Raw genomic sequence first — 19215 nt, 5'->3', positions numbered from 1 at the left:
TCGAAATGATTGCATCGTTTTCCACCATACACTATATAGTGGTCATACAGTCAAGATTTTTTAATGTTTTTTATTTTCCAACTTTTGCCGGATGTAAGTAAGCAATCATATGAAACACTTCTATCACTTCCGCCATAAAGTGCTTCCATCCCAAAACACCTGCATAGGGACGTTCTGCAACAGGAACACCTTGCATTGGCATAAGAAAATTTTTAAAAATCATCCGATCGTATTGCCCAACTTCCAATCTCGTTTGCCAATCTCCAAGGACAAGCGAAATACCTGCTTCTTCAACAGATACAGCACTTGGTTGCACCTGCCAGGCGCGTACGCCTTGAATCATTGGATATTCTGCTTTATTCGGGCCTTCTATTTTGAGATAAATATCATTAAATTCAGGAAACTCTGTTTTTAGTGCTGCTACGATTCCATAAGCAACTCCGTAAGGAAGCGTTAAATATACGTCGCCAAAGCCAAAGTTTTTACAATCCGCTTTGAGCTGAAAAATTGCTTGATCCAGCTTTTCTTGATTGATGTCGATTTCTGTTTCTAGTTTTTCTGTGCAGATATTGATCTGTAATTTTTCTGCAATCCGATTTAACCAGGCAATGGAACATTGCATTCCATAAGGTGTAGGCGCAATAAGGTAATCTTGCCCCCATTCTTCTGCTAACCGTTTTGCCGCTTCAACTCCAAGTTCCGGAGCTAAAACAATATTGCAAGCAGCCAATGGCAATTGCATCATCTCAGCTAGAGAAGTTTCATCTGCACCAAGGCAAACACCAACTTCAATCCCAGAGGATATAAGCATTCGCTTGATTTCAGCTAAATCCCCTTGCCAATTGGGATAGTTATTGCACCAGCCAAAAAGATTTACGCGATTTTTCCGCACAACTTCTTTTTTAACTTTTACCTTTGCAGTAACTAAGTCAAGAATTTTATCTAATGCTTCCTGATACCCTTCCCAAAATTCTCCCTTAAGTCCGCCTGCATCAACCGCAATAATCTCACAAGCTAAATTAGCTCTATGACAAATCCCCTGAATGTCATCACCGATTAAGCTGACTGAGCAACTGTTGATGACTGCAATCATTTTAGGATTACATTCTTTTTTTACTTCTTCTAACGCCAGCAAAAGCGCATCATCTGCGCCGTACAACAAATCGATTTCCTTTACTTCACTACAAAAGATTCTTCGCTCATATTTTTTCTCGACTCTTGCCATCTCGCGTTCGGCAATCGTTGCACACCAACGAGGCCCGTTTATCAAAATCACACAATCTTTTAGACTTAAAAAAAATGAGGCTGCGCCCGCCATTTCACAACGACTTTTACACGGCAGCCACCGCTGCAATTTCTGATTAGTATTCATATAGAATCCTCCTGCCACGTCCATGAATTGCCATAGATACTTTATTTAGCAGATTTTCCAGACCCCAAATGCCAACTTGTTGAATTGAGATAGACAACTGATGGGGAAGATCAATTAAATCTGTCGTCGTTAAAACAAAGTCCACTTGCTCTGCCAGCGTTTTTATCTCTTCTTCTGTATAGCAGGGAATATCCGTTAGCTCCATGATTCGCTTGCGTTGCTCTGCTTTTTCTTTACTCGTTAAATCATTATGTAAAACTACCGCTTTAAGTTCTGCACCCACAGCTGATAACGTTTCTAAATGAAACTTCGGATCAAAATAACGGCTTGCATACCCAATAACAAAAATGTAACTTTTCCCCGACAAAACTTCGCGTTTTTTTTGTAAAAACTTTTCCAGACGTGTATTTTCTATTTCCCAGGCTTGTTTAGCTTCTGCTTCGCACGCTAAAACTTCTCCGATTTTTTTAAACCATACTTTCGTTTCTGCCATCCCTTTAGGATAGTTCCCCGTATAACACTTCGTTTGATAACGCTCAGCCAACACTCTTGCATATTCTTGCATCTTGGGATAATATTCACGTGCAATTCCTACCGATAAAATTAAATTCGCTTCGGGAATCATCGCAAATTCCTCTTTTGTCATCGTATTGGGCGGAAATAAAATACGCGTAAAACCAAAATAATGAAGTAGTCGTTTTATTTCACGAACATTATTTTCATTGCCCGCTCCACTATTTTCACCAATGATAACGGCAAGCTTTTCTTTTTTCTCTCGCTCTTTCGGCTTAATTGTTGCAAAGCGTTCCAGCAAAGTTTCCAGCATCTTGATGTTATGTTCCGTATAATGCTTACTCATAAAGCCGGCACCTGACACAACGATAATCGGTAACTTTGTCTTTTCCTCGACGTCCTTGCATACCGCTTCGACATCATCGCCAATTACACCGGCTGTGCATCCGGGAACAACAACGATATATTGCACATTCTCCATTTGTGAAATATCCAGCAAGCATTGGCGAAGAATCTTTTCTCCGCCAAAGATAGCTTCTTTATCCGATATGCCAGTTACAAACAGATTGTTTTTCTCTGGCAGCATCGCTAAAGGATCACGCAGCAGTCCGCGCCGTTTTATACTCCAATAATTACGCAAAGCTAAATGAGAGCAAGCTTTTGGTGTATGAAACACTACCACTGCACCAGGATTACAAGAAACAGATAAGTAGGCATTTCCCAAATTACAGTAAACGAGATTTTTTCGTTCTGATTGCCGAATCATTCCTTCGCCTCCCCGTTAAGCATTCGATTCACTGCGCTCTTCCAGTTCACCTTCAAGCGATAAGTAAAGCTTTTGCAATTCTTCCTTCGTCTCCGCTTTCGCATTCCACAATCCGCGTTGCTCCGCTTCGAGCAATACTTCAGTCAACCGTTGCAATGCCCATGGATTTACTTCTTTCATCCATTCCTGCATTTCTTTATCAAATGCATATTTCTCTGCATATTTCTCATACATCCAGTCTTCCATCACATTACTGGTTGCATCCCATTGATAACTGTGTGCAACATAATTTGCTAAATCCTGTGCACCTTTATAGCCATGTTTTTTCATGCCTTGGATGAACTTAGGGTTAATCGCTTCGCCTCTAAATAATCGTTTTGTTTCTTCTTGCAAACTACGCATTTCTACTTTACTGCGATCACTGCTGTCACCGCAATACGAACGCGGTTGTTTTCCGCTTAAAGCGCGAACCGTCGCAATCATCCCGCCATGATAAGCATTAAAATCATCCGAACTGAGCATATGACTTTCACGGTTATCTTCATTTTTTATCGTCACATCCAAACTTGCCATGCGTTTTTTAAACAATTCCGGACGGTATTCCCCCTTGCCCTTTGCGCCATATGCATGTCCGCCAAAACGAACATATACATTTGCCAAATCCTCAATCGTTTCCCAATTTTTTGATTCGAGCAAATCGCCAATTCCTGCGCCATATGCACCAGGCGGATCGCCGAAAATACGATAAGATGCCTGCTGCCAAGCACTCTCCTTGTCAACACCTTCTGCTTCCAATTGCGCTGCGTCTTCTAAAACATGCTTTCTGATATAATTCATATCCATCGGTTCATCAAGCTCGGCAATTTTCTCTACCGCTTTATCAAGCCACAAAATTGCATCCGGCATACTATCGCGAAACAGTCCGCTGATTCGTCCCGTCACGTCAATGCGCGGACGTTTTAATTCTTCTAATGGGACAACATCCACATCAATTACGCGCATACTGCCGCGTTGCCAAACTGGTTTTAACCCCATTAAATACAAAAATTCAGCAATGCATTGTCCATGGCTGCGCATATTTGCCCCTGCCCATAATACAATGCCGACACATTCTGGGTATCTGCCTTCTTCGTGAATATAACGCTCAATCACTTCATCGCCCATTTTCTTGCCGATTTCCCAAGCAGCCGGCGTTGGCAGAGTCCGTGGATCGACGCCATAAAAATTACGTCCCGTAGGCAGTAAATCCGCGCCGCCGCTTGTCGGCGCACCAGCGGCACTTGGTTCAATATATTCCCCTTGCAAAGCAGCCAACGTGTTTGAAATTTCCTGCGTAGTCTTTTGCAAATTCGGCACAATGGTCGTACAAATATATTCCGCAACACAACTTACTTTTGCATAGGCTTCTTCATTTAATTCACCTAACCATGCGATTTCTTTTAATTGCTCTACAGCCATTGAGCTAAAATCTTTATTTGCCAATAAAAGAACGATTTCTTTACTCTTTTCGTTTAATTCATCAATAAATGCGCCATAAGTCTTCGTATTGCCCGCCATCATCGTTGCACTGTTTTCTAAAAGCTCATAATAATCAAAACCATATGCATGTGCCAACGTTTGTCTAAGCGAAGGTTTATCTCCATTTTCTAGACGAGTCAACGCTAAGATGTATTCAATCATGTCATCGCCTTGCGGCGGGCGACCTAAAATATGAAGGCCCGTACGAATCTGCATATTTTTTATATCTGTTACATACGCATGAATTTTTCCGATATAATCATCAAACGTTTCCGCTTCTGCCTCTTTAATATCTTCCTCTAAATTGGCGGCTTTTACTTTTTCTCTGACGAGTGCTTGTATTGTTTCCATTGAATCCGGTTGCGTCGTTTTAAAATGACAATATTCATCTAAGACTTTTTCTAATTCCTCCAGCTCATCATATGTGCCAGACTGACTCATCGGTGGCGTCAAATAACTGATCAAACAGGCGGCACTGCGCCTTTTCGCTTGTATTCCTTCACCGACAATCGTAATCCAGTACGGATAAATGTTTGGCATATCACCGATTGAAATATCCGGATAACACTTTCTCGACATGCCGGCACCTTTACCCGGTAACCATTCCAAAGATCCATGCGTCCCGACATGAATTAAAACATCCGCTTCCCAAATGTCCCGCAGCCAATGATAAAATCCAATGTAGTGGTGCGTTGGCGCACAGTCTGGCGAGTGAAGAAGTTTTCCCGGATCTTCACCAAAACCACGCGGCGGTTGTACCGTGATGAACACATTTCCTTTTAACGTCCCGGGAATCAACAGCTCTCCATCATAGTTAAATACTTCTCCCGGTGCTTCTCCCCAATCATTTTGCAGCTGTGCTTTCGTCTTTTCATCCAAAGGCTTAAAAAAGTCTAAATACTGCTGAGCAGATAAGTGCTCGGCGCGTTCAATCTGTTTTTCCGTAATATAGCGACGATCATTGGTCGCGTTTGCCAATAGTTCCTCCATGAAGCTTTTGCTGTTTTCAGGAATAGAATCCACGTTGTATCCTGCCTCTTGCATTTCGGCAAGTAAAAGCCTAACACTTTCCGGAGAGTCCAATCCTGCGGCACTGCCAATATTAGAATTCAGTGCAGGATAATTATGAAATACAATTCCTACTTTTTTTTCTTGATTCGGTTTGTAACGAAGATTTGCCCATTTTTGTGCCTTGCGTACGACTAAATCAATGCGCTCTTCAAGCGCTTGATAACTGGCAATTCCCCGCCCGGTATCCTCTTTTGTCGCAATTGGTGCGGAATGTAAAATGCCATCAAATTCAGGCAAACTCACGCTAACAGAAATCTCCATCGGCGTCATGCCTTCTGTACTTTTTTCCCATTCCACCAGTGGATTAAACAAAGTATACGCTTGCAAAACAGGTACATTTAACGCTTGAATCTCAGATAAATCTAAAGCCCGCGTTGCTGTTAAAGAAAATTTAATCGTATTAATTAAAACATCAATCACTACATTTTCATCATCATGAAAATATTTATCAAACGCATCTTTTAATCCTGGAGCTCCAATTAATGGATTCGCTTGACCGTTGGTAAACACAACAATTGCATTCATCCCGCGCCGCTCTATTTCGCGAATGATCGCATTTTGATACGACAAGTCCTGCAAAATCCATTCATCACGATAGAAAATCACACCAATTGTTGGACGATTGGGGCGAATAAATTTATTTTTATATTCAGCTAAATCCTGATAAGTTTTTTCACTATCCGGATGATAAATTCCGTTCCAAGGTAAAAGGTACGGCTCTTCAAATTCACAGGTTTGTTGACAAAAATGTGCAAGCAGCCATAACATACAGTTGGCAATATTATCAGCACCACCATAATTAAAGTACTGATAAATGCGCTTTTCCTCTTCATCAGAAACCCCATATTTAAGTAAGTCATTTCCAGCATCCGCAACTAAAAAAAGATGGCGGATTTTTCTTTCTTGCAGAAAGGCAGAAGTGTTTTGTAAAAAGCGACAATCTAGCCCCGTTCCCATCCAACGGACTAAAATAATATCTTGCGCCTCTAACTTCGTTTGCCATTCTCTCCCCCATGGAGTAGATTCAGCGATTGTTTTACTTTCGCAACGTGCTTTAATGCCCTTCTGGTTTATTGATTCACTCGCTTGATTCCAAAAATAAATCTGTCGTTCAATATTTGTTAAAAATAATATTTTCCCCTGAACGTCCATCAGTTTTCACTTTCTCCTTCTTCATTTCTCCGATGTAAATAATTTTGTAACAGCGTTGCCAATACTCTTACCACGCCTTTTGAAAAACATTCCACCGAACTTTCTTCTATTTCAATAATTTCAGTCTGATAACTCTCGCCTAAAATACGAAGAAGCTGATTTGCCGCAGGTAGTATCTCCTCTTTTGTAAGCAACCCCCATAAGAGTTGGTCTAGTAAGTGAATATAAAGGGATAGATATGTCACCATCACACTCTCTTTTACTACCTTGTCTAGCCTTTCTAAAAAAGCGGGTTTAATCACCGGATTTTTTTCTAAAGTGCAATACATTTCCCATACTAAATCTGAAGTTACTCCGAATCGCTTCATCCTCTTTAATACATCATGCTGATATTTAGGATTTAGACCAGTTTGCCTCTCAAGTGCCTCTTTTACCGCGCCCATAACAACTTTCCCAATCAGCTCACCCATTTTTGAATGTTTGCCTGCACTTTCTAAATAGAGTGACGAATCAGCATTTGCAACGACAATTGTTTGATCTGTTCCCGAACCAGTCGCCAACCCCATTGAATAATTGCTTCCCGCCATGAGCTCTTGAATGGCCGCCGTTTTTGCCTCCGTACAAGTGACTAACGCACGTGCTAAAGTTCCCGGCGGCATATCGCTATCAAGCACCAGCATAATGTTAATCGTCCCCAAGCGGTTTGGTTTTTCGAGTGGTTTATAATACGTAGCAGGATCACCGACTCTACCACCATTTACTTCTATTCCACCCGTAACAATTGCCGTTACTGTTAACTCTTCATGAGATAAAGAGTGAATTGCTACATTTTCCATATCTGCGGCTGTTCCCATACCTGATACAGTTTCCGGATCTAATCCTATTCGTTTGGCGATGATTTTCATATGCTCTTCATAAGTTTCCGCCAGCATCTCACATGCCATTCCTGCACCACGTTTACCATCATGATTAAACACAGCAGTCAAATCTTCATGATATCCCCCATGATAAACGGAAGTACTAAGTACTTTGCGTTTTCCATCAAAAAACATTACAATACTTCTTTCATAACGATAGACTTTATCACCCGTAGAAACTTCATGTATTTTCATTTTGCTTTTCCTCTCATATAAAAACTTTAAAGAAAAACGAAAAACCGTCCGCAAAGGGACGGTTTTATCATATTTCCTCATTGCAAGGAGATGTACTTACAAAAATTCTTTACTTTATGAATTTTTGTCCTTTTAATTTACTGCCAGTAAAATCAACTTAGGAATGTTTCGTATGCCCTTTTGTATTCCCTGTCACGATATTTTGAAAAATTTGATGTACTTCTTCGGAACTTTTTCCATTTTCCATCGCTTTTTTCGCGTGAATTACTGCCAAGCGATAATTTTTATGCGCCTCATCCGTAGGAATTGAATCAATATCCATTGGATCAAACTCCATAATTTTATGAAAAATTGCATGAATTTCTTCCGAGGACTTTCCTGCTTTTTTTGCATGTTCTACATGTTTCATTGCACTTTCATAACGATGTTTTGCATGTGGATTATCTGGTATTTTATACTCTGGATGTTTTTTCTCCATTGTCATATCCTGTCACCTCATAATAACTAAATTTCGAGATTTATTATATGCTATATAGTGGTCATACAGTCAATCATTAAATTTAAGGTTACGTAAATTTTGTCTAAAATAAGCGAAGCGCCTCACTTGACATAAAAATTTCTTTTGATAATAATAAAACTAAATAAATTTGAACGGAATAAATTCATTTGTATAATGAGGAGTGCACTATGGAAAACGAAAAAAATTATTTTACTGCTGGCGAATTGGCTTCCTTATATGGAATTCCCAAACAAACATTATTGTATTATGATAAAAACGAATTACTCATCCCCGCTTTTGTCAATAAAAATGGCTATCGTTATTATTCCGTTTCACAATATCTAGTCCTTGAAATCATTCTAAATATGCGCAAATTAAATATATCTGTACATGATATTAAGCTATATCTTGAAAACCGTAGCGATGAAAATTTCGGGAAAATATTGCAAGACAAAATAAAAGAATGTAATGAACTTATCGATGATACACAAAAAGTAAAAAATAGCCTTGAATTATCTTTAGCCACTTTAGAAAAGATTCCAAAAATTCGACTTAATCAAATAGAATTAAGCTTTCAACAGTCAAAAATTTTGCTACTCAGTCCCCCAATTACCAAAACTACACAAATAAAAGACCGCGTAAAAACTCTTGCCCATCATAACCAAGCTGCTTTTTCCAAAAAACATTTTAAAGAATTTACGACCGGTTGGATTATTGATAAGGATGATTTTTTTGCTAAAAAATTTAATCGGTCAATTCAATATTTCACCCCTGTATCTCATTCCTTTTCAAAAAAACATTGTTATACCCGTCCTGAAGGCTTTTATATTTCAATTTTTTTTGAAGGAACTTATTATCAAAAAGCAGCTTCGATCTATTTGCGCTTAGAGGATTTTATAAAACGAAATCATTTAATAGTGGTTGGAGATATCTACGTATTTCCAATCAAAAATCATTGGCTCACAGAAGATACTAAAAGTTATATTAATCAGATTTCTTTTCAAGTAGAGTATCAAAATGAGTGATAGAAACGTAATGAGTCATACTTTTGAATCAAATTATCGCCTTATTGTTTGACAAAATTTTACCTAACGTGCTATGATTAGTGTTGGAAAATTATATTGCCTTGGAATAGGTGCCCGAAAGGGCTTAATAGGGAAATCGGTACAATGCCGATGCGGTCCCGCCACTGTATTAGGGAGCAAATCCATAGAATGCCACTGAAGCTTAGCTTTGGGAAGGTTTGGATACGCAATGAACTAGAGCCAGGAGAACTGCCTATTTATCAATCACCGTATTTTACCTACGAGAGATAGGGAGGGGATTTTAATACATTATTTTTGTATAAAGTCCTGACAGATTGTCAGGTTTTTTATACATTTTTATTAAATCTTCTATGCATGTAGAAGATTTTTATTTTTTTAAGAAAGAAGCGAAAAAAAATGAAAAAATTTTTATTATGTAGTTTACTTTTTTTATTAATGCAAATTTTAATCATTCCAAATGTTTTAGCTAAACAAGCAAATTATGAAGCTGATAAGGATGCACTTTTAAATTCAGGATTACATATGGGAGAAAACCAATTGGATCTTTATTGGTTTGAAAAAGGTGAAAAACTGTTTGAAATTGCTGAGTTTGAAAAAGCAATTGACGCTTATACAAAGGCTCTGGCAATCAATGAGAATTATACAGATGCTTACTTTAAACGCGCTGAAGCGAATTTAGAACTTAAGAATTATGAGCTAGCAAAAGAAGATTACAGCCATACTTTAGAAACAAGAAGTACATATCTTGAAGCTTATTTCAAACGTGCAGTTTGTTCTTATTATCTTAAAGAATATCAAAATGCAATAGACGATTCTTCTGTCGTTATTACTTTGAATCCGGAACATGGAGGCTCTTATTTAATCAAAGCAGTTTGTCAACAAAGATTAAATCAACCCGACGATGCAATCATTACTTATCAAACTCTACTCAAACAAGTACCAAAAAATCAAAAACAAATTATTCAAACTGCAAAAGATATGTTAAAACGTCTCGGCATAGAGCCTGAAAAATAATTTAAAAATTTGCATTTTTATTCAGATTATAATAAGCTTTGTTCATTTTAAAATTCATAAACTCTTCTTATATAGACCATACTAATATAAAATAAAAATTTACATTTGCTATATTTAGGAGGCTATCTATGTCTGAGTTTACGAATAAAACAGTATTAATTACAGGTGGTGCACGTGGCCTTGGGTTTGGTATTGCAAGTGCATTTGCCGCCGAAGGAGCAAATCTTGTATTAACAGATATTATCCAAGATACTTTGGAAACTGCACAAAAAAACCTTATACAAAAATACAATGTCAAAGTATTCACAGCAAAGGCTGATGGCAGTGATGAAACTGCAGTAAAAACTACCATTGATAAAACAATTCAAGAATTTGGTTCACTTCATGTCCTCGTTAATAACGCCCAAGCTTCAAAGTCCGGCTTAAGCTTTGTCGATCACAGTAAAGAAGATTTTGATTTAGCTATTTATTCTGGACTTTATGCAACTTTTTTTTATATGAAATATGCATTTCCATATTTAAAAGAGACAAAAGGAGCTATTATCAATATGGCCTCTGGTGCCGGAATGCATGGAAGCCCTGGACAAACCTCTTATGCGGCAGCCAAAGAAGGTATTCGTGCATTATCACGCGTTGCAGCGAATGAATGGGGCGAATATGGAATTAACGTAAATGTCGTTTGTCCTTTAGCCATGACTGAACAACTGGCTAAATGGAAGGAAGAATTCCCTGAAGCCTATAATAAAAACATTAAAAATATCCCGATGAAAAGATTTGGTGATCCTCAAGAGGATATTGGAAGAACCTGTGTATTTCTTGCTAGTTCTGCCGCCAGTTATATCAGCGGCGAAACAATTTCTGTCCAAGGAGGTTCTGGACTCAGACCTTAAATAATTTTTTCTATACGCAAATACCCCTAAGTATGCAAGAGCAAAAGTAACCTTGCACACTTAGGGGTATTTTTATTGAAACTCTGTCATACAACCCCAATATCGTTTGGGCATCATTGTCATCTGGCACCGTGGATTGTGACGACCTTCAATTTCAATCGTTTTAAAAAACAGTTTCCATAATTCGCGCATTTTTTCTTCCTGTTCATCAATTTTGGGTAAATCTAATTTTTCAATCGGAATCAGCTCTACCTTATGCGGTTGGTAAATCAATCCCATCTTGTGTACTTTATCATAAATTAAAAATTTTTCTTCTGGATAACGTTCACAGAAGTGATTCGCTAACATAGGCAACACAAAATTTTTCGGTTCAATTTCACTAATTAAAACATTTCCATAAACTGAAAAGCGAATAAAGCCTTTAAACAAATGGCTTTCCCTCTCCAGATGCCGAACGGCTTTAAAGAGCGTATGAACAACCTCGTGTGTTAACATTTTCATCACGCTAGCACCATAACGATAACCCAACCGAAGAAATAATAAAATATAGCGTTCTTTGTGCGGCAAACAAGTAAGAAAGGCTTGCCGGATAAATCCGTTTGCTGCTTTGCCTAGCTTCGTCGGAATGGATTTTTCCACACGTTTTGCCTTCGCCAGTTCAGTTTTGACATAAGTCATTGGCAATAAAGGAATACAGGCTGCATCGGCTAAAATGATATCTTCCGGAATCTGTTTATCTTGATAGCTTTTAAATACACAACATAAAAATCCATCATAAGTGCCGTCATAACTATAAATCATCGGAGTAAGCCCGCCCCTTCAAATCCACCCGGCAACGCCGGCAAAGATTCAAACAAGGACAACTGCACTCGATCTCCTTGCAAAGGAAACTGTTGACGGTACTGCTGTAATACTTTTGTAGAAACTAAAGATTTCATCATCAGCTGAGGAGAAATCTTCACATCTTCCACTTTTTCCCTTTATACGAAATAAAATACTTTGCCCGTTTTAAAACAACCCCAAGTTTTTTTAATCCCTCAAAGGTAATTGCCGTCGTCTTACGCGCGGTAATAATTCGCTTTGCACTTACTACGCCAATTCCAGGGACTCTGATTAAATCATCTATCGACGCACGATTGATATCTACAGGAAAATGATCGAAATTCTGCAATGCCCAATGACTTTTCGGATCAAGATATGGATTAAAGTTCGGCTGCTCAACCGTTAGTAATTCCTTTGCTGAAAATCCATAAAAACGCAATAGCCAATCTGCTTGATATAAACGGTGTTCACGCCAGAGCGGTGGCTGGCTCTCCACTGCTGGAAGTAATCTGCTATGATTTACCGCTCGATAAGCAGAAAAATATACGCGTTTTAATTGATAAGATTTGTATAAACTCTCTGTTAATTGGACAATCTTCCAATCTGTATCTTGCGTTGCGCCGATGACCATTTGTGTACTTTGCCCTGCCGGTACGAAGTGCGGTACATGACGATACCTCACTAGCTCCCGTTTATGCTCACTCAGCCGTCCGGCAATATAGCCCATCGGCTTTAATATAGATTGCTTCGTTTTATCCGGCGCCATCAATGCTAAACTAGCTTGAGAGGGCATTTCGATATTTACACTGACACGATCTGCTAGCAATCCCAATTCTGCCAACAAAGCTTCATCCGCACCGGGGATTGCCTTTGCATGAATATAACCAGAAAACCGATATTCACTTCGCAAAATCTTCAGTGTCTCAATCAAGCGTTCACACGTATAATCAGGGCTTTTTATGATTCCGGAACTTAAAAATAAACCTTCAATATAATTCCGCCGATAAAACTGAATCGTTAAATCCGCCAATTCCCGCGGTGTAAAAGTTGCTCTTGGGATATCATTGGTTCGCCGATTGATGCAATATTGACAATTGTAAATGCAGGCATTGGTCATCAATACCTTAAGCAGAGAAATGCATCGTCCATCACCGGAAAAGCTGTGACAAATTCCACAAGCAGCTGCACTACCGATTTGCCCTTGCCCTGCTTTTCGATTCACACCGCTCGAGGTACAAGATGCATCATATTTTGCTGCATCTGATAGTATTTTCAACTTTTCAAAAACATCCAAAGCAACCACTCCTTTTTTCTTTTATTATAAAACAGAACATTTGTTCTTGTAAAGATGAAAAAAATAATGTAACAAGCGCGTAGCTTATCACATTATTTTTTCTTTTCAATTACTATTTTCGGATTCGATACATCGTCCATATGCCGATTCCTAATAAAACAATCATATACAAAAACAATACAAGAAGCGAGATTTCTGACACTTGTCCTTGCATTGCTAAACTGCGCAACGCTGAACTTGTATGGGTAAGCGGTAATAGCATTAAGAAGTAGTGAATCACTTCCGGCAATTTATCCGTTGCAAAAAAAGTTCCACATAAAAATGACATTGGCAGCAATACATACGTATTAAAGCTTCCCATATCTTCGTGTGAATCTATGAGCATTGCCGCAACAAAACCAAGGGCTGAAAAAATAATACAATTGATGGTAAGTACAGCAAGGAACATCCCTGTAATCTGAAAATGTGCGCCAAAGATATAAGCTAAGGCAATAATGATAACAGAAGAAATAAGTCCGCGTACGACGCCTGAAAGTACTTTCCCAATAACGAAAGCAATGGGCCGAATTGGTGCAACAAGATATTCTTCTAAACTTTTATGAAAGACACGACTCGTATGGAGCGGCGCGCCTACACCATTAAAACTGATATTCATAGAGTTTAATGCCAATATCCCGGGCACAAGAAAATCTAAGTAGCTCGCCCCTTGTGAAACTTGAATGCTTCTCCCCAGCCCCCAGCCAAAAGCAACTAAATAGAGCAGCGGTGCAATCATGCGCGAAAGAATAAATTTTCCTAACCGCCGCCTTAACACTACCCATTCGCGCCAAAATACAGTCACAATATCATATAACATCAGCCGCTTACCTTCCTTCCTGTAAGTTCTACAAACACATCTTCTAAATTCGACTTGCGAATAACCGCTGTTTCTGTTAAGCCACCTGCAAAAGCAGCAGCTTCTTCCCGCGAATTAAAAAATTTGTAGGTGCGTTCAAAAGCTTCTTCCCATTCCACTACATACGAACCAATGGTTTGGCAAAGCGAAGCCGGTTTATCCAGTGCAATTAATTTTCCCTTTTCCATAATTGCTACTCGATTACATAGATTTTCAGCTTCTTCGATGTAATGCGTCGTAACGATGACCGTAATATCGTCATGATGCATACGGCGAATCAAATCCCATAATCTACGTCTCACTTGCGGATCAAGACCTACGGTAGGTTCATCTAAAAGAAGTACCTTTGGTTGATGCATCAACGCCCGCGCAATCATCAAACGTCTTTTCATCCCACCAGATAATGTCTTGATATAATCATTTTTTCGATCACTTAACTCAACGTATTCTAATAAAGCTGCACTTCTTTGCTTACGTACATTTTTTTGCATATGATGCAATCTGCCATGCAAATCCAAATTTTCTTGAATCGTTAAATCAGGGTCAAGATTAAAATGCTGCGGTACAATCCCAATAAATTGTTTGATCTCTTGTTCATGTTCCGCCGTATCTAATCCATTGATTAAAATTTTTCCACTCGTCGGTCTAGCCAGCATCGTTACCATCCGAATAAACGTTGTTTTTCCGGCGCCATTCGGCCCTAGTAAACCAAAAACTTCCCCTTTTTCAATAGATAAATTCAATTTATGTATTGCAACGCGTTCACCAAATTTTTTTCCTAAATCAAGCGTTTTTATCATCTTTAACTACCTTTCTCTATTCTCTGCAAACTTAATAGGTAAAACCAATATTCAGCCATTTTACACTATTTCGCAAATCTTTGTCAAAAACAATTAACATTTTTTCGCTTTGCCAAATTCTTTTCTCACATAATTGAACCACGAACGCACTGGATATCGATCAAAAAATACAAAGATAATCGGGATCACAATCAAGGTAAAAATCGTCGAAGACAATAAGCCGCCAATGATTACCCACGCCATACTTACTCTCGTTTCTGAACCTTCCGTCATCGCTAATGCCGTAGGCAACATCCCGACAACCATCGTAAGCGTCGTCATAAAAATCGGTTTCATCCTGATTTTCCCAGCTTCGATAATTGCTTCATAAGCACTCTTACCATTTTCTTTTAGCGTAATCGCATAATCTAAAAGCAACGTTCCATTTTTCGCTACAAGCCCATCCATAACCAATATACCAATTAAGGAATAAATATTAATGGTTTGATTCATCATCAGTAAAAATAAGAGTGAACCAATCATTCCCAAAGGTAAAGAAAACATACGAATAAATGGGGTAAGCAGAGATTCATAAAGAAATGCTAAAATCATATACACTAAAATCAGTGCCAAGCCCAATGCTTGTAAAATTTCAATGAAAGCTTCATTTATACTGTCAGCTTGTCCCGTGAAACGATAATGCACTTGATTTCCCAAATCTTTTTTATTTAATAGCGCCTTTACTTCCTGCATAACTTCAACCAATGGACGATCCGTCAAATTGGCTTGGATATTGATTGACCGTTCTCTATCCACTCTACGTATCGTTACTGGGCCAACACCTTCTTTTATGTTAACAACATCGCCGAGAAAAACGATACGATTGTTTGCTAGAATCGGAATTTTTCCTATATCAGATACTTTATATCCATCACTGCCTTCAAAACGAACTTTGATACTCGTATCCTGTCCATCATTGAAAGGATTATTGACAAAATCGCCAGCTTTTTTACCGGCAATCGCAGCGGAAAAGGCATTTGTTATGTCGTTAACCGTAATATGATAAAAGTTCAATTTATCACGATTGATTTCAAGCTGCACTTCTGGCATCCCTTCACTATAAGAAGAACTGATATCTTTTACCCCGTCTACCTGTTTAAGTAAATCTTGTATATCATAAGAAGCAGCGACCAAAGCTTCATTGTCCGTACCTTTTAGCTCTAATTCCAGTACTGATTTCACCGGTTTTTTCCCCATACCTAAGCCGCCTCCGCCAGAAACACCAGCTACGGAAGATTGCGTTTCATTTACGCGCACAGATTGCGCGGTAAGAATATTTTTCTTTGCAAACTTACGAACCTCTTCAGTAATTTCCCAAATATCACGGGATCGTTCACTTCTATCACAAAGCGTAACTGAGATGGATCCACTATTGCTAAAATGGCGTCCAACTCCTGATAAATAGTAAGAGACCTCCGGAATCTCTTTTACATACTTCTCCAACTCTCTTATAACCGCATCCGTTTGATCAATCGTTTGACCTACCGGCATTTGAACACTAACCGTAAAACTTCCTTCATCGGTTTTCGGCATGTATTCCATTCCAATCCAGCCTAATGGAACAAACGATACCGTCAAAACAAAGAGCAAGAACATTGATCCCAATATTTTTTTTGGCTTGGCTAAACAATGCGTTAAAATTTCTTCATATCGTTCTGCTGCTTTTTTCTCTACAGCATCAATTTTTATCCAAATTTTTCCCTTGGGCGTTTTTAACCCCTTTGAAAAAAACTTTGCACTCAGCATTGGCGTCAGCGTAAACGATACAAAAAGTGAAAAAAGTGTTGCAAAAACAATCGTCATCCCAAATTGACAAAAGAAACGTCCTGTAAATCCCGACATAAAAGCAATTGGCATAAAAACAACAATGTCACATAACGTAATTGCAACCGCTGCCATACCAATTTCAGTTCGCCCTTCTTCAGCTGCAACCTCCGCCTTTTTTCCCATCATCATATGGCGATGAATATTTTCCAAAACGACAATGGAATCGTCGACTAATATCCCTATACACAATGCCATTCCCATTAAAGACATCATATTAAAGGTAAAGCCTGCAATATACATCATAAAGAAAGTAGAAATTAACGACGTAGGAATTGCAATCATAACCGCAACCATCGAACGCCAACCACGCAAAAAGAAATAAAGAACCAGACTCGTCGTCAGTAGTCCCTCGAATAATGTACCTAAAGTATTATGTAACGATTCCTTTACATATTTCCCTGAATTTACAACTGTAACAAAGCGATATTGTGGATAATCCAATTCTATATCTTTTATTTTTTCTAATACACCATCTGCCGTAGCTACGACATTGGCATCACTATTTTTGTAAATGGTCAGGGTAACGGCATCTTCGCCATTTACTCTCGCATAACGCGCCACTCTGGCATCCTGCTCTTTTATTGTCGCAAAAGCAGTAAGTGGAATTTCTACGCCATCCAAGTTTTTAAGTTTCAAGCGAGTGATTTCTTCTTTTGATTGATATTGTGCCAATAAACGTACATCACTCTGCTGCACATCTGTATAAATCGTTCCGGCTGGCAACAATTTATTTTCACTTTTAAGTAAATTTGTAACTTGCTCTAAACTCAGCCGATAAAAGGCCAATTTATCTTTATTTACTTCAATGGCAATTTCTCTATCTCTTCCACCATTTAATTCAACGTCTGCTACACCATCGACTTGCTGGATTCGATCAACAAAAGTATTCTCCGTTTTTGTATAAATTTCACCTAACGGCGTCGGAGCTAATACGGCAATTTCCAAAATAGGGGACGTATTCATATCCCATTTGGAGACAACAGGTTCATCAATATCATCCGGCAGCTTTTGCCGAATTGCATTTACTTTTTTAGAAGCATCAATTGCTGCATAATCTGCATTTGTCGATAGCTCCATTTCTAATAAAATGGACGCTTTTTCCGCATTCGCAGTTGAAGTCATCCGTTTAACACCTGAAACTGATGAAAGTGCATCTTCTAACGGCTTGATTACTTCTTGTTCTACTGACTCTGCACTTGCTCCTGCATATTTTACATTGATAGATACATAGGGTGTGTTAATTTCCGGTAAAAGTTCAACACCAATACGCCAATAACTATACAGTCCTAAGACAACAAAAAAGGCAACCACCATACAAATTCCAATCGGACGCTGAATAGAAAATTTCGTGATATTCATTATTCACCATCCCGCTTTTGCCCATTTTCTTCTCTTTGGACTTTAATTTTATCCTTCATTCTTGCTAAATTTGTAACAACAACAGTTTCACCTGCCTGTAAACCGCTACAAATTTCTACGCTTTCATCGTTGCGAAAACCAATCGTAACTTTCCGTTCCCGAACTTCATCTTTTTCATTCACAATATATAGATACTGCTGGCCATTTTTTTCAACTAAACTTTCTTTCGGAACAAATAAGGTATTTGTGCGCTGAATGATTTCAATCTCACTACTTACAAACATTCCCGATTTCAAAATCTCATCTGTTTTGTCTAGCTCAATGCGCATTGTATAAGCTTTCTTTTCTTTATCAACTGCCGGACTAACATAAATGATCGTTCCGAGATAATCCCTTTGTAATGCGTCTACATGCATGCTAATCTGCATTCCAGTCTGCACAGCTGCAATATCCCCTTCTGCTAATTCACAATCCACATAAAATTTATCATTGTTGATTACGGATAGTAATCGTTGCCCAACCTGTGCAAATGCACCTATTTCTGCATTACGAAACCCAATAATTCCGCTACAGGGAGCTCGCAAATATAAATCTTCTTTTTCCTTTGTTAATGCTTTATGTTTTTGGTTCAGCTTATTTAATGATGCTATCTTTGCCTCAACAACAGCTGGAACTTCACTATCCATCCATTGATTTTCTAATGTATCTAAAGCCGCTTTACAATTTACCATTGCCTGCTCTTTTTCATCTAAGTTTTGCTTGGAGATCGCACCTGTTTCATATAAGGTTTGATAGCGTTCATAATCAATTTTGCTTCGCTGATAATCCGCATACACTCTGTCATAGGATGCTTGGTAAAAAGATTTCTCTTCAGTAAGCTCTGCTTGTGCTTGGCGAATCTGTGCTTTGTTTTCATCAATGGAAATAGCCACGTCTTCATTATCTTGTAAAATTAAGAGTTCACCAGCTTCGACTCTTTGCCCTAAAGAAACATAAACAGCTTTGATTCTCCCAGAATATTTAGGTGAAATATCCACCTGGATATTAGCAACCGTCTCGCCATAAAAGCTTATCCGTTTTGACATATCACGCCGCTCTACTGTTTCTACAGCTACCACGGGCTTCGTCATCTCTCGGTTCATTTTTTTTTGCACAAATAAATTTTTTATAATAAAAATGCTACTGACTAGCAAAATAAAAATGATTAAAGCCAACCAAGGTCGTTG

Annotated in this window: 15 protein-coding genes and 1 riboswitch; of the genes, 3 read left to right on the top strand and 12 right to left on the bottom strand. The window is 38.6% G+C overall.

Annotated elements, in window-relative coordinates; all coding sequences use genetic code 11:
- Positions 1-70: 70 nt before the first annotated feature.
- The 5 genes from ACWZFG_RS02400 to ACWZFG_RS02380 all read right to left on the bottom strand — a co-directional run bounded on the left by ACWZFG_RS02400 (position 71) and on the right by ACWZFG_RS02380 (position 7988).
- The gene (locus ACWZFG_RS02400) at positions 71-1372 is read right to left on the bottom strand and encodes a nitrogenase component 1 (protein ID WP_455576988.1); all 1302 of its coding nucleotides are present in this window, start codon (positions 1370-1372) and stop codon (positions 71-73) included.
- Positions 1362-2651: a nitrogenase component 1 gene (locus ACWZFG_RS02395; protein WP_455576987.1), complete on the bottom strand. Its 1290-nt coding sequence runs from the start codon at positions 2649-2651 to the stop codon at positions 1362-1364. Before ACWZFG_RS02395 ends, ACWZFG_RS02400 begins: the two co-directional genes overlap by 11 nt.
- Before the next feature lie 15 nt (positions 2652-2666).
- On the bottom strand, positions 2667-6392 hold the full coding sequence (gene cobN / locus ACWZFG_RS02390) for a cobaltochelatase subunit CobN (protein ID WP_455576986.1): 3726 nt from the start codon (positions 6390-6392) through the stop codon (positions 2667-2669).
- On the bottom strand, positions 6392-7504 hold the full coding sequence (locus ACWZFG_RS02385) for an adenosylcobinamide amidohydrolase (protein WP_455576985.1): 1113 nt from the start codon (positions 7502-7504) through the stop codon (positions 6392-6394). The genes cobN and ACWZFG_RS02385 overlap by 1 nt, the downstream gene beginning before the upstream one ends.
- 157 nt (positions 7505-7661) lie before the next feature.
- Positions 7662-7988, bottom strand: coding sequence for a hypothetical protein (locus ACWZFG_RS02380; RefSeq protein ID WP_418627442.1), 327 nt, complete (start codon positions 7986-7988; stop codon positions 7662-7664).
- 203 nt (positions 7989-8191) lie between these two features.
- On the opposite strand from ACWZFG_RS02380, the gene ACWZFG_RS02375 reads away from it, so the two are divergent.
- The 3 genes from ACWZFG_RS02375 (at position 8192) to ACWZFG_RS02365 (ending at position 10953) form a co-directional block, all read left to right on the top strand.
- Positions 8192-9028 (top strand): MerR family transcriptional regulator, encoded by an 837-nt coding sequence (locus ACWZFG_RS02375; protein WP_455576984.1) that lies wholly within the window; start codon positions 8192-8194, stop codon positions 9026-9028.
- 91 nt (positions 9029-9119) lie between these two features.
- A riboswitch (cobalamin riboswitch) is annotated at positions 9120-9299 on the top strand.
- Between the two features lie 146 nt (positions 9300-9445).
- Positions 9446-10063 (top strand): tetratricopeptide repeat protein, encoded by a 618-nt coding sequence (locus ACWZFG_RS02370; RefSeq protein ID WP_309320253.1) that lies wholly within the window; start codon positions 9446-9448, stop codon positions 10061-10063.
- Between the two features lie 128 nt (positions 10064-10191).
- Positions 10192-10953, top strand: a complete 762-nt coding sequence (locus ACWZFG_RS02365) for an SDR family NAD(P)-dependent oxidoreductase (protein WP_147669873.1) — start codon at positions 10192-10194, stop codon at positions 10951-10953.
- Between the two features lie 72 nt (positions 10954-11025).
- On the opposite strand, the gene ACWZFG_RS02360 is transcribed toward ACWZFG_RS02365, so the two are convergent.
- The 7 genes from ACWZFG_RS02360 to ACWZFG_RS02330 all read right to left on the bottom strand — a co-directional run bounded on the left by ACWZFG_RS02360 (position 11026) and on the right by ACWZFG_RS02330 (position 19131).
- A complete protein-coding gene (locus ACWZFG_RS02360) occupies positions 11026-11754 on the bottom strand; it encodes a TIGR03915 family putative DNA repair protein (protein WP_177504923.1) in 729 nt (242 codons plus the stop codon).
- A complete protein-coding gene (locus ACWZFG_RS02355; RefSeq protein WP_455576983.1) occupies positions 11751-11924 on the bottom strand; it encodes a hypothetical protein in 174 nt (57 codons plus the stop codon). The genes ACWZFG_RS02360 and ACWZFG_RS02355 overlap by 4 nt, the downstream gene beginning before the upstream one ends.
- Positions 11912-13069: a putative DNA modification/repair radical SAM protein gene (locus ACWZFG_RS02350; RefSeq protein ID WP_455576982.1), complete on the bottom strand. Its 1158-nt coding sequence runs from the start codon at positions 13067-13069 to the stop codon at positions 11912-11914. Before ACWZFG_RS02350 ends, ACWZFG_RS02355 begins: the two co-directional genes overlap by 13 nt.
- 112 nt (positions 13070-13181) lie before the next feature.
- A complete protein-coding gene (locus ACWZFG_RS02345; RefSeq protein WP_177504921.1) occupies positions 13182-13925 on the bottom strand; it encodes an ABC transporter permease in 744 nt (247 codons plus the stop codon).
- A complete protein-coding gene (locus ACWZFG_RS02340) occupies positions 13925-14764 on the bottom strand; it encodes an ABC transporter ATP-binding protein (protein WP_177504920.1) in 840 nt (279 codons plus the stop codon). The genes ACWZFG_RS02345 and ACWZFG_RS02340 overlap by 1 nt, the downstream gene beginning before the upstream one ends.
- Before the next feature lie 93 nt (positions 14765-14857).
- Positions 14858-17989, bottom strand: a complete 3132-nt coding sequence (locus ACWZFG_RS02335) for an efflux RND transporter permease subunit (protein ID WP_455576981.1) — start codon at positions 17987-17989, stop codon at positions 14858-14860.
- Positions 17989-19131, bottom strand: coding sequence for an efflux RND transporter periplasmic adaptor subunit (locus ACWZFG_RS02330; protein WP_455576980.1), 1143 nt, complete (start codon positions 19129-19131; stop codon positions 17989-17991). The genes ACWZFG_RS02335 and ACWZFG_RS02330 overlap by 1 nt, the downstream gene beginning before the upstream one ends.
- Between the last annotated feature and the right edge of the window lie 84 nt (positions 19132-19215).

Source organism: Anaerosinus sp., assembly GCF_965318445.1.
This window is presented reverse-complemented; position numbering and strand designations above follow the sequence as displayed.

Excerpts from the sequence above, each read along its gene's own strand:
- ACWZFG_RS02400 (WP_455576988.1), bottom strand. The coding sequence starts at position 1,372 with ATGAATACTAATCAGAAATTGCAGCGGTGGCTGCCGTGTAAAAGTCGT.
- ACWZFG_RS02395 (WP_455576987.1), bottom strand. The coding sequence starts at position 2,651 with ATGATTCGGCAATCAGAACGAAAAAATCTCGTTTACTGTAATTTGGGA.
- cobN (WP_455576986.1), bottom strand. The coding sequence starts at position 6,392 with ATGGACGTTCAGGGGAAAATATTATTTTTAACAAATATTGAACGACAG.
- ACWZFG_RS02385 (WP_455576985.1), bottom strand. The coding sequence starts at position 7,504 with ATGAAAATACATGAAGTTTCTACGGGTGATAAAGTCTATCGTTATGAA.
- ACWZFG_RS02380 (WP_418627442.1), bottom strand. The coding sequence starts at position 7,988 with ATGACAATGGAGAAAAAACATCCAGAGTATAAAATACCAGATAATCCA.
- ACWZFG_RS02375 (WP_455576984.1), top strand. The coding sequence starts at position 8,192 with ATGGAAAACGAAAAAAATTATTTTACTGCTGGCGAATTGGCTTCCTTA.
- ACWZFG_RS02370 (WP_309320253.1), top strand. The coding sequence starts at position 9,446 with ATGAAAAAATTTTTATTATGTAGTTTACTTTTTTTATTAATGCAAATT.
- ACWZFG_RS02365 (WP_147669873.1), top strand. The coding sequence starts at position 10,192 with ATGTCTGAGTTTACGAATAAAACAGTATTAATTACAGGTGGTGCACGT.
- ACWZFG_RS02360 (WP_177504923.1), bottom strand. The coding sequence starts at position 11,754 with ATGATTTATAGTTATGACGGCACTTATGATGGATTTTTATGTTGTGTA.
- ACWZFG_RS02345 (WP_177504921.1), bottom strand. The coding sequence starts at position 13,925 with ATGTTATATGATATTGTGACTGTATTTTGGCGCGAATGGGTAGTGTTA.
- ACWZFG_RS02340 (WP_177504920.1), bottom strand. The coding sequence starts at position 14,764 with ATGATAAAAACGCTTGATTTAGGAAAAAAATTTGGTGAACGCGTTGCA.
- ACWZFG_RS02335 (WP_455576981.1), bottom strand. The coding sequence starts at position 17,989 with ATGAATATCACGAAATTTTCTATTCAGCGTCCGATTGGAATTTGTATG.
- ACWZFG_RS02330 (WP_455576980.1), bottom strand. The coding sequence starts at position 19,131 with ATGAACCGAGAGATGACGAAGCCCGTGGTAGCTGTAGAAACAGTAGAG.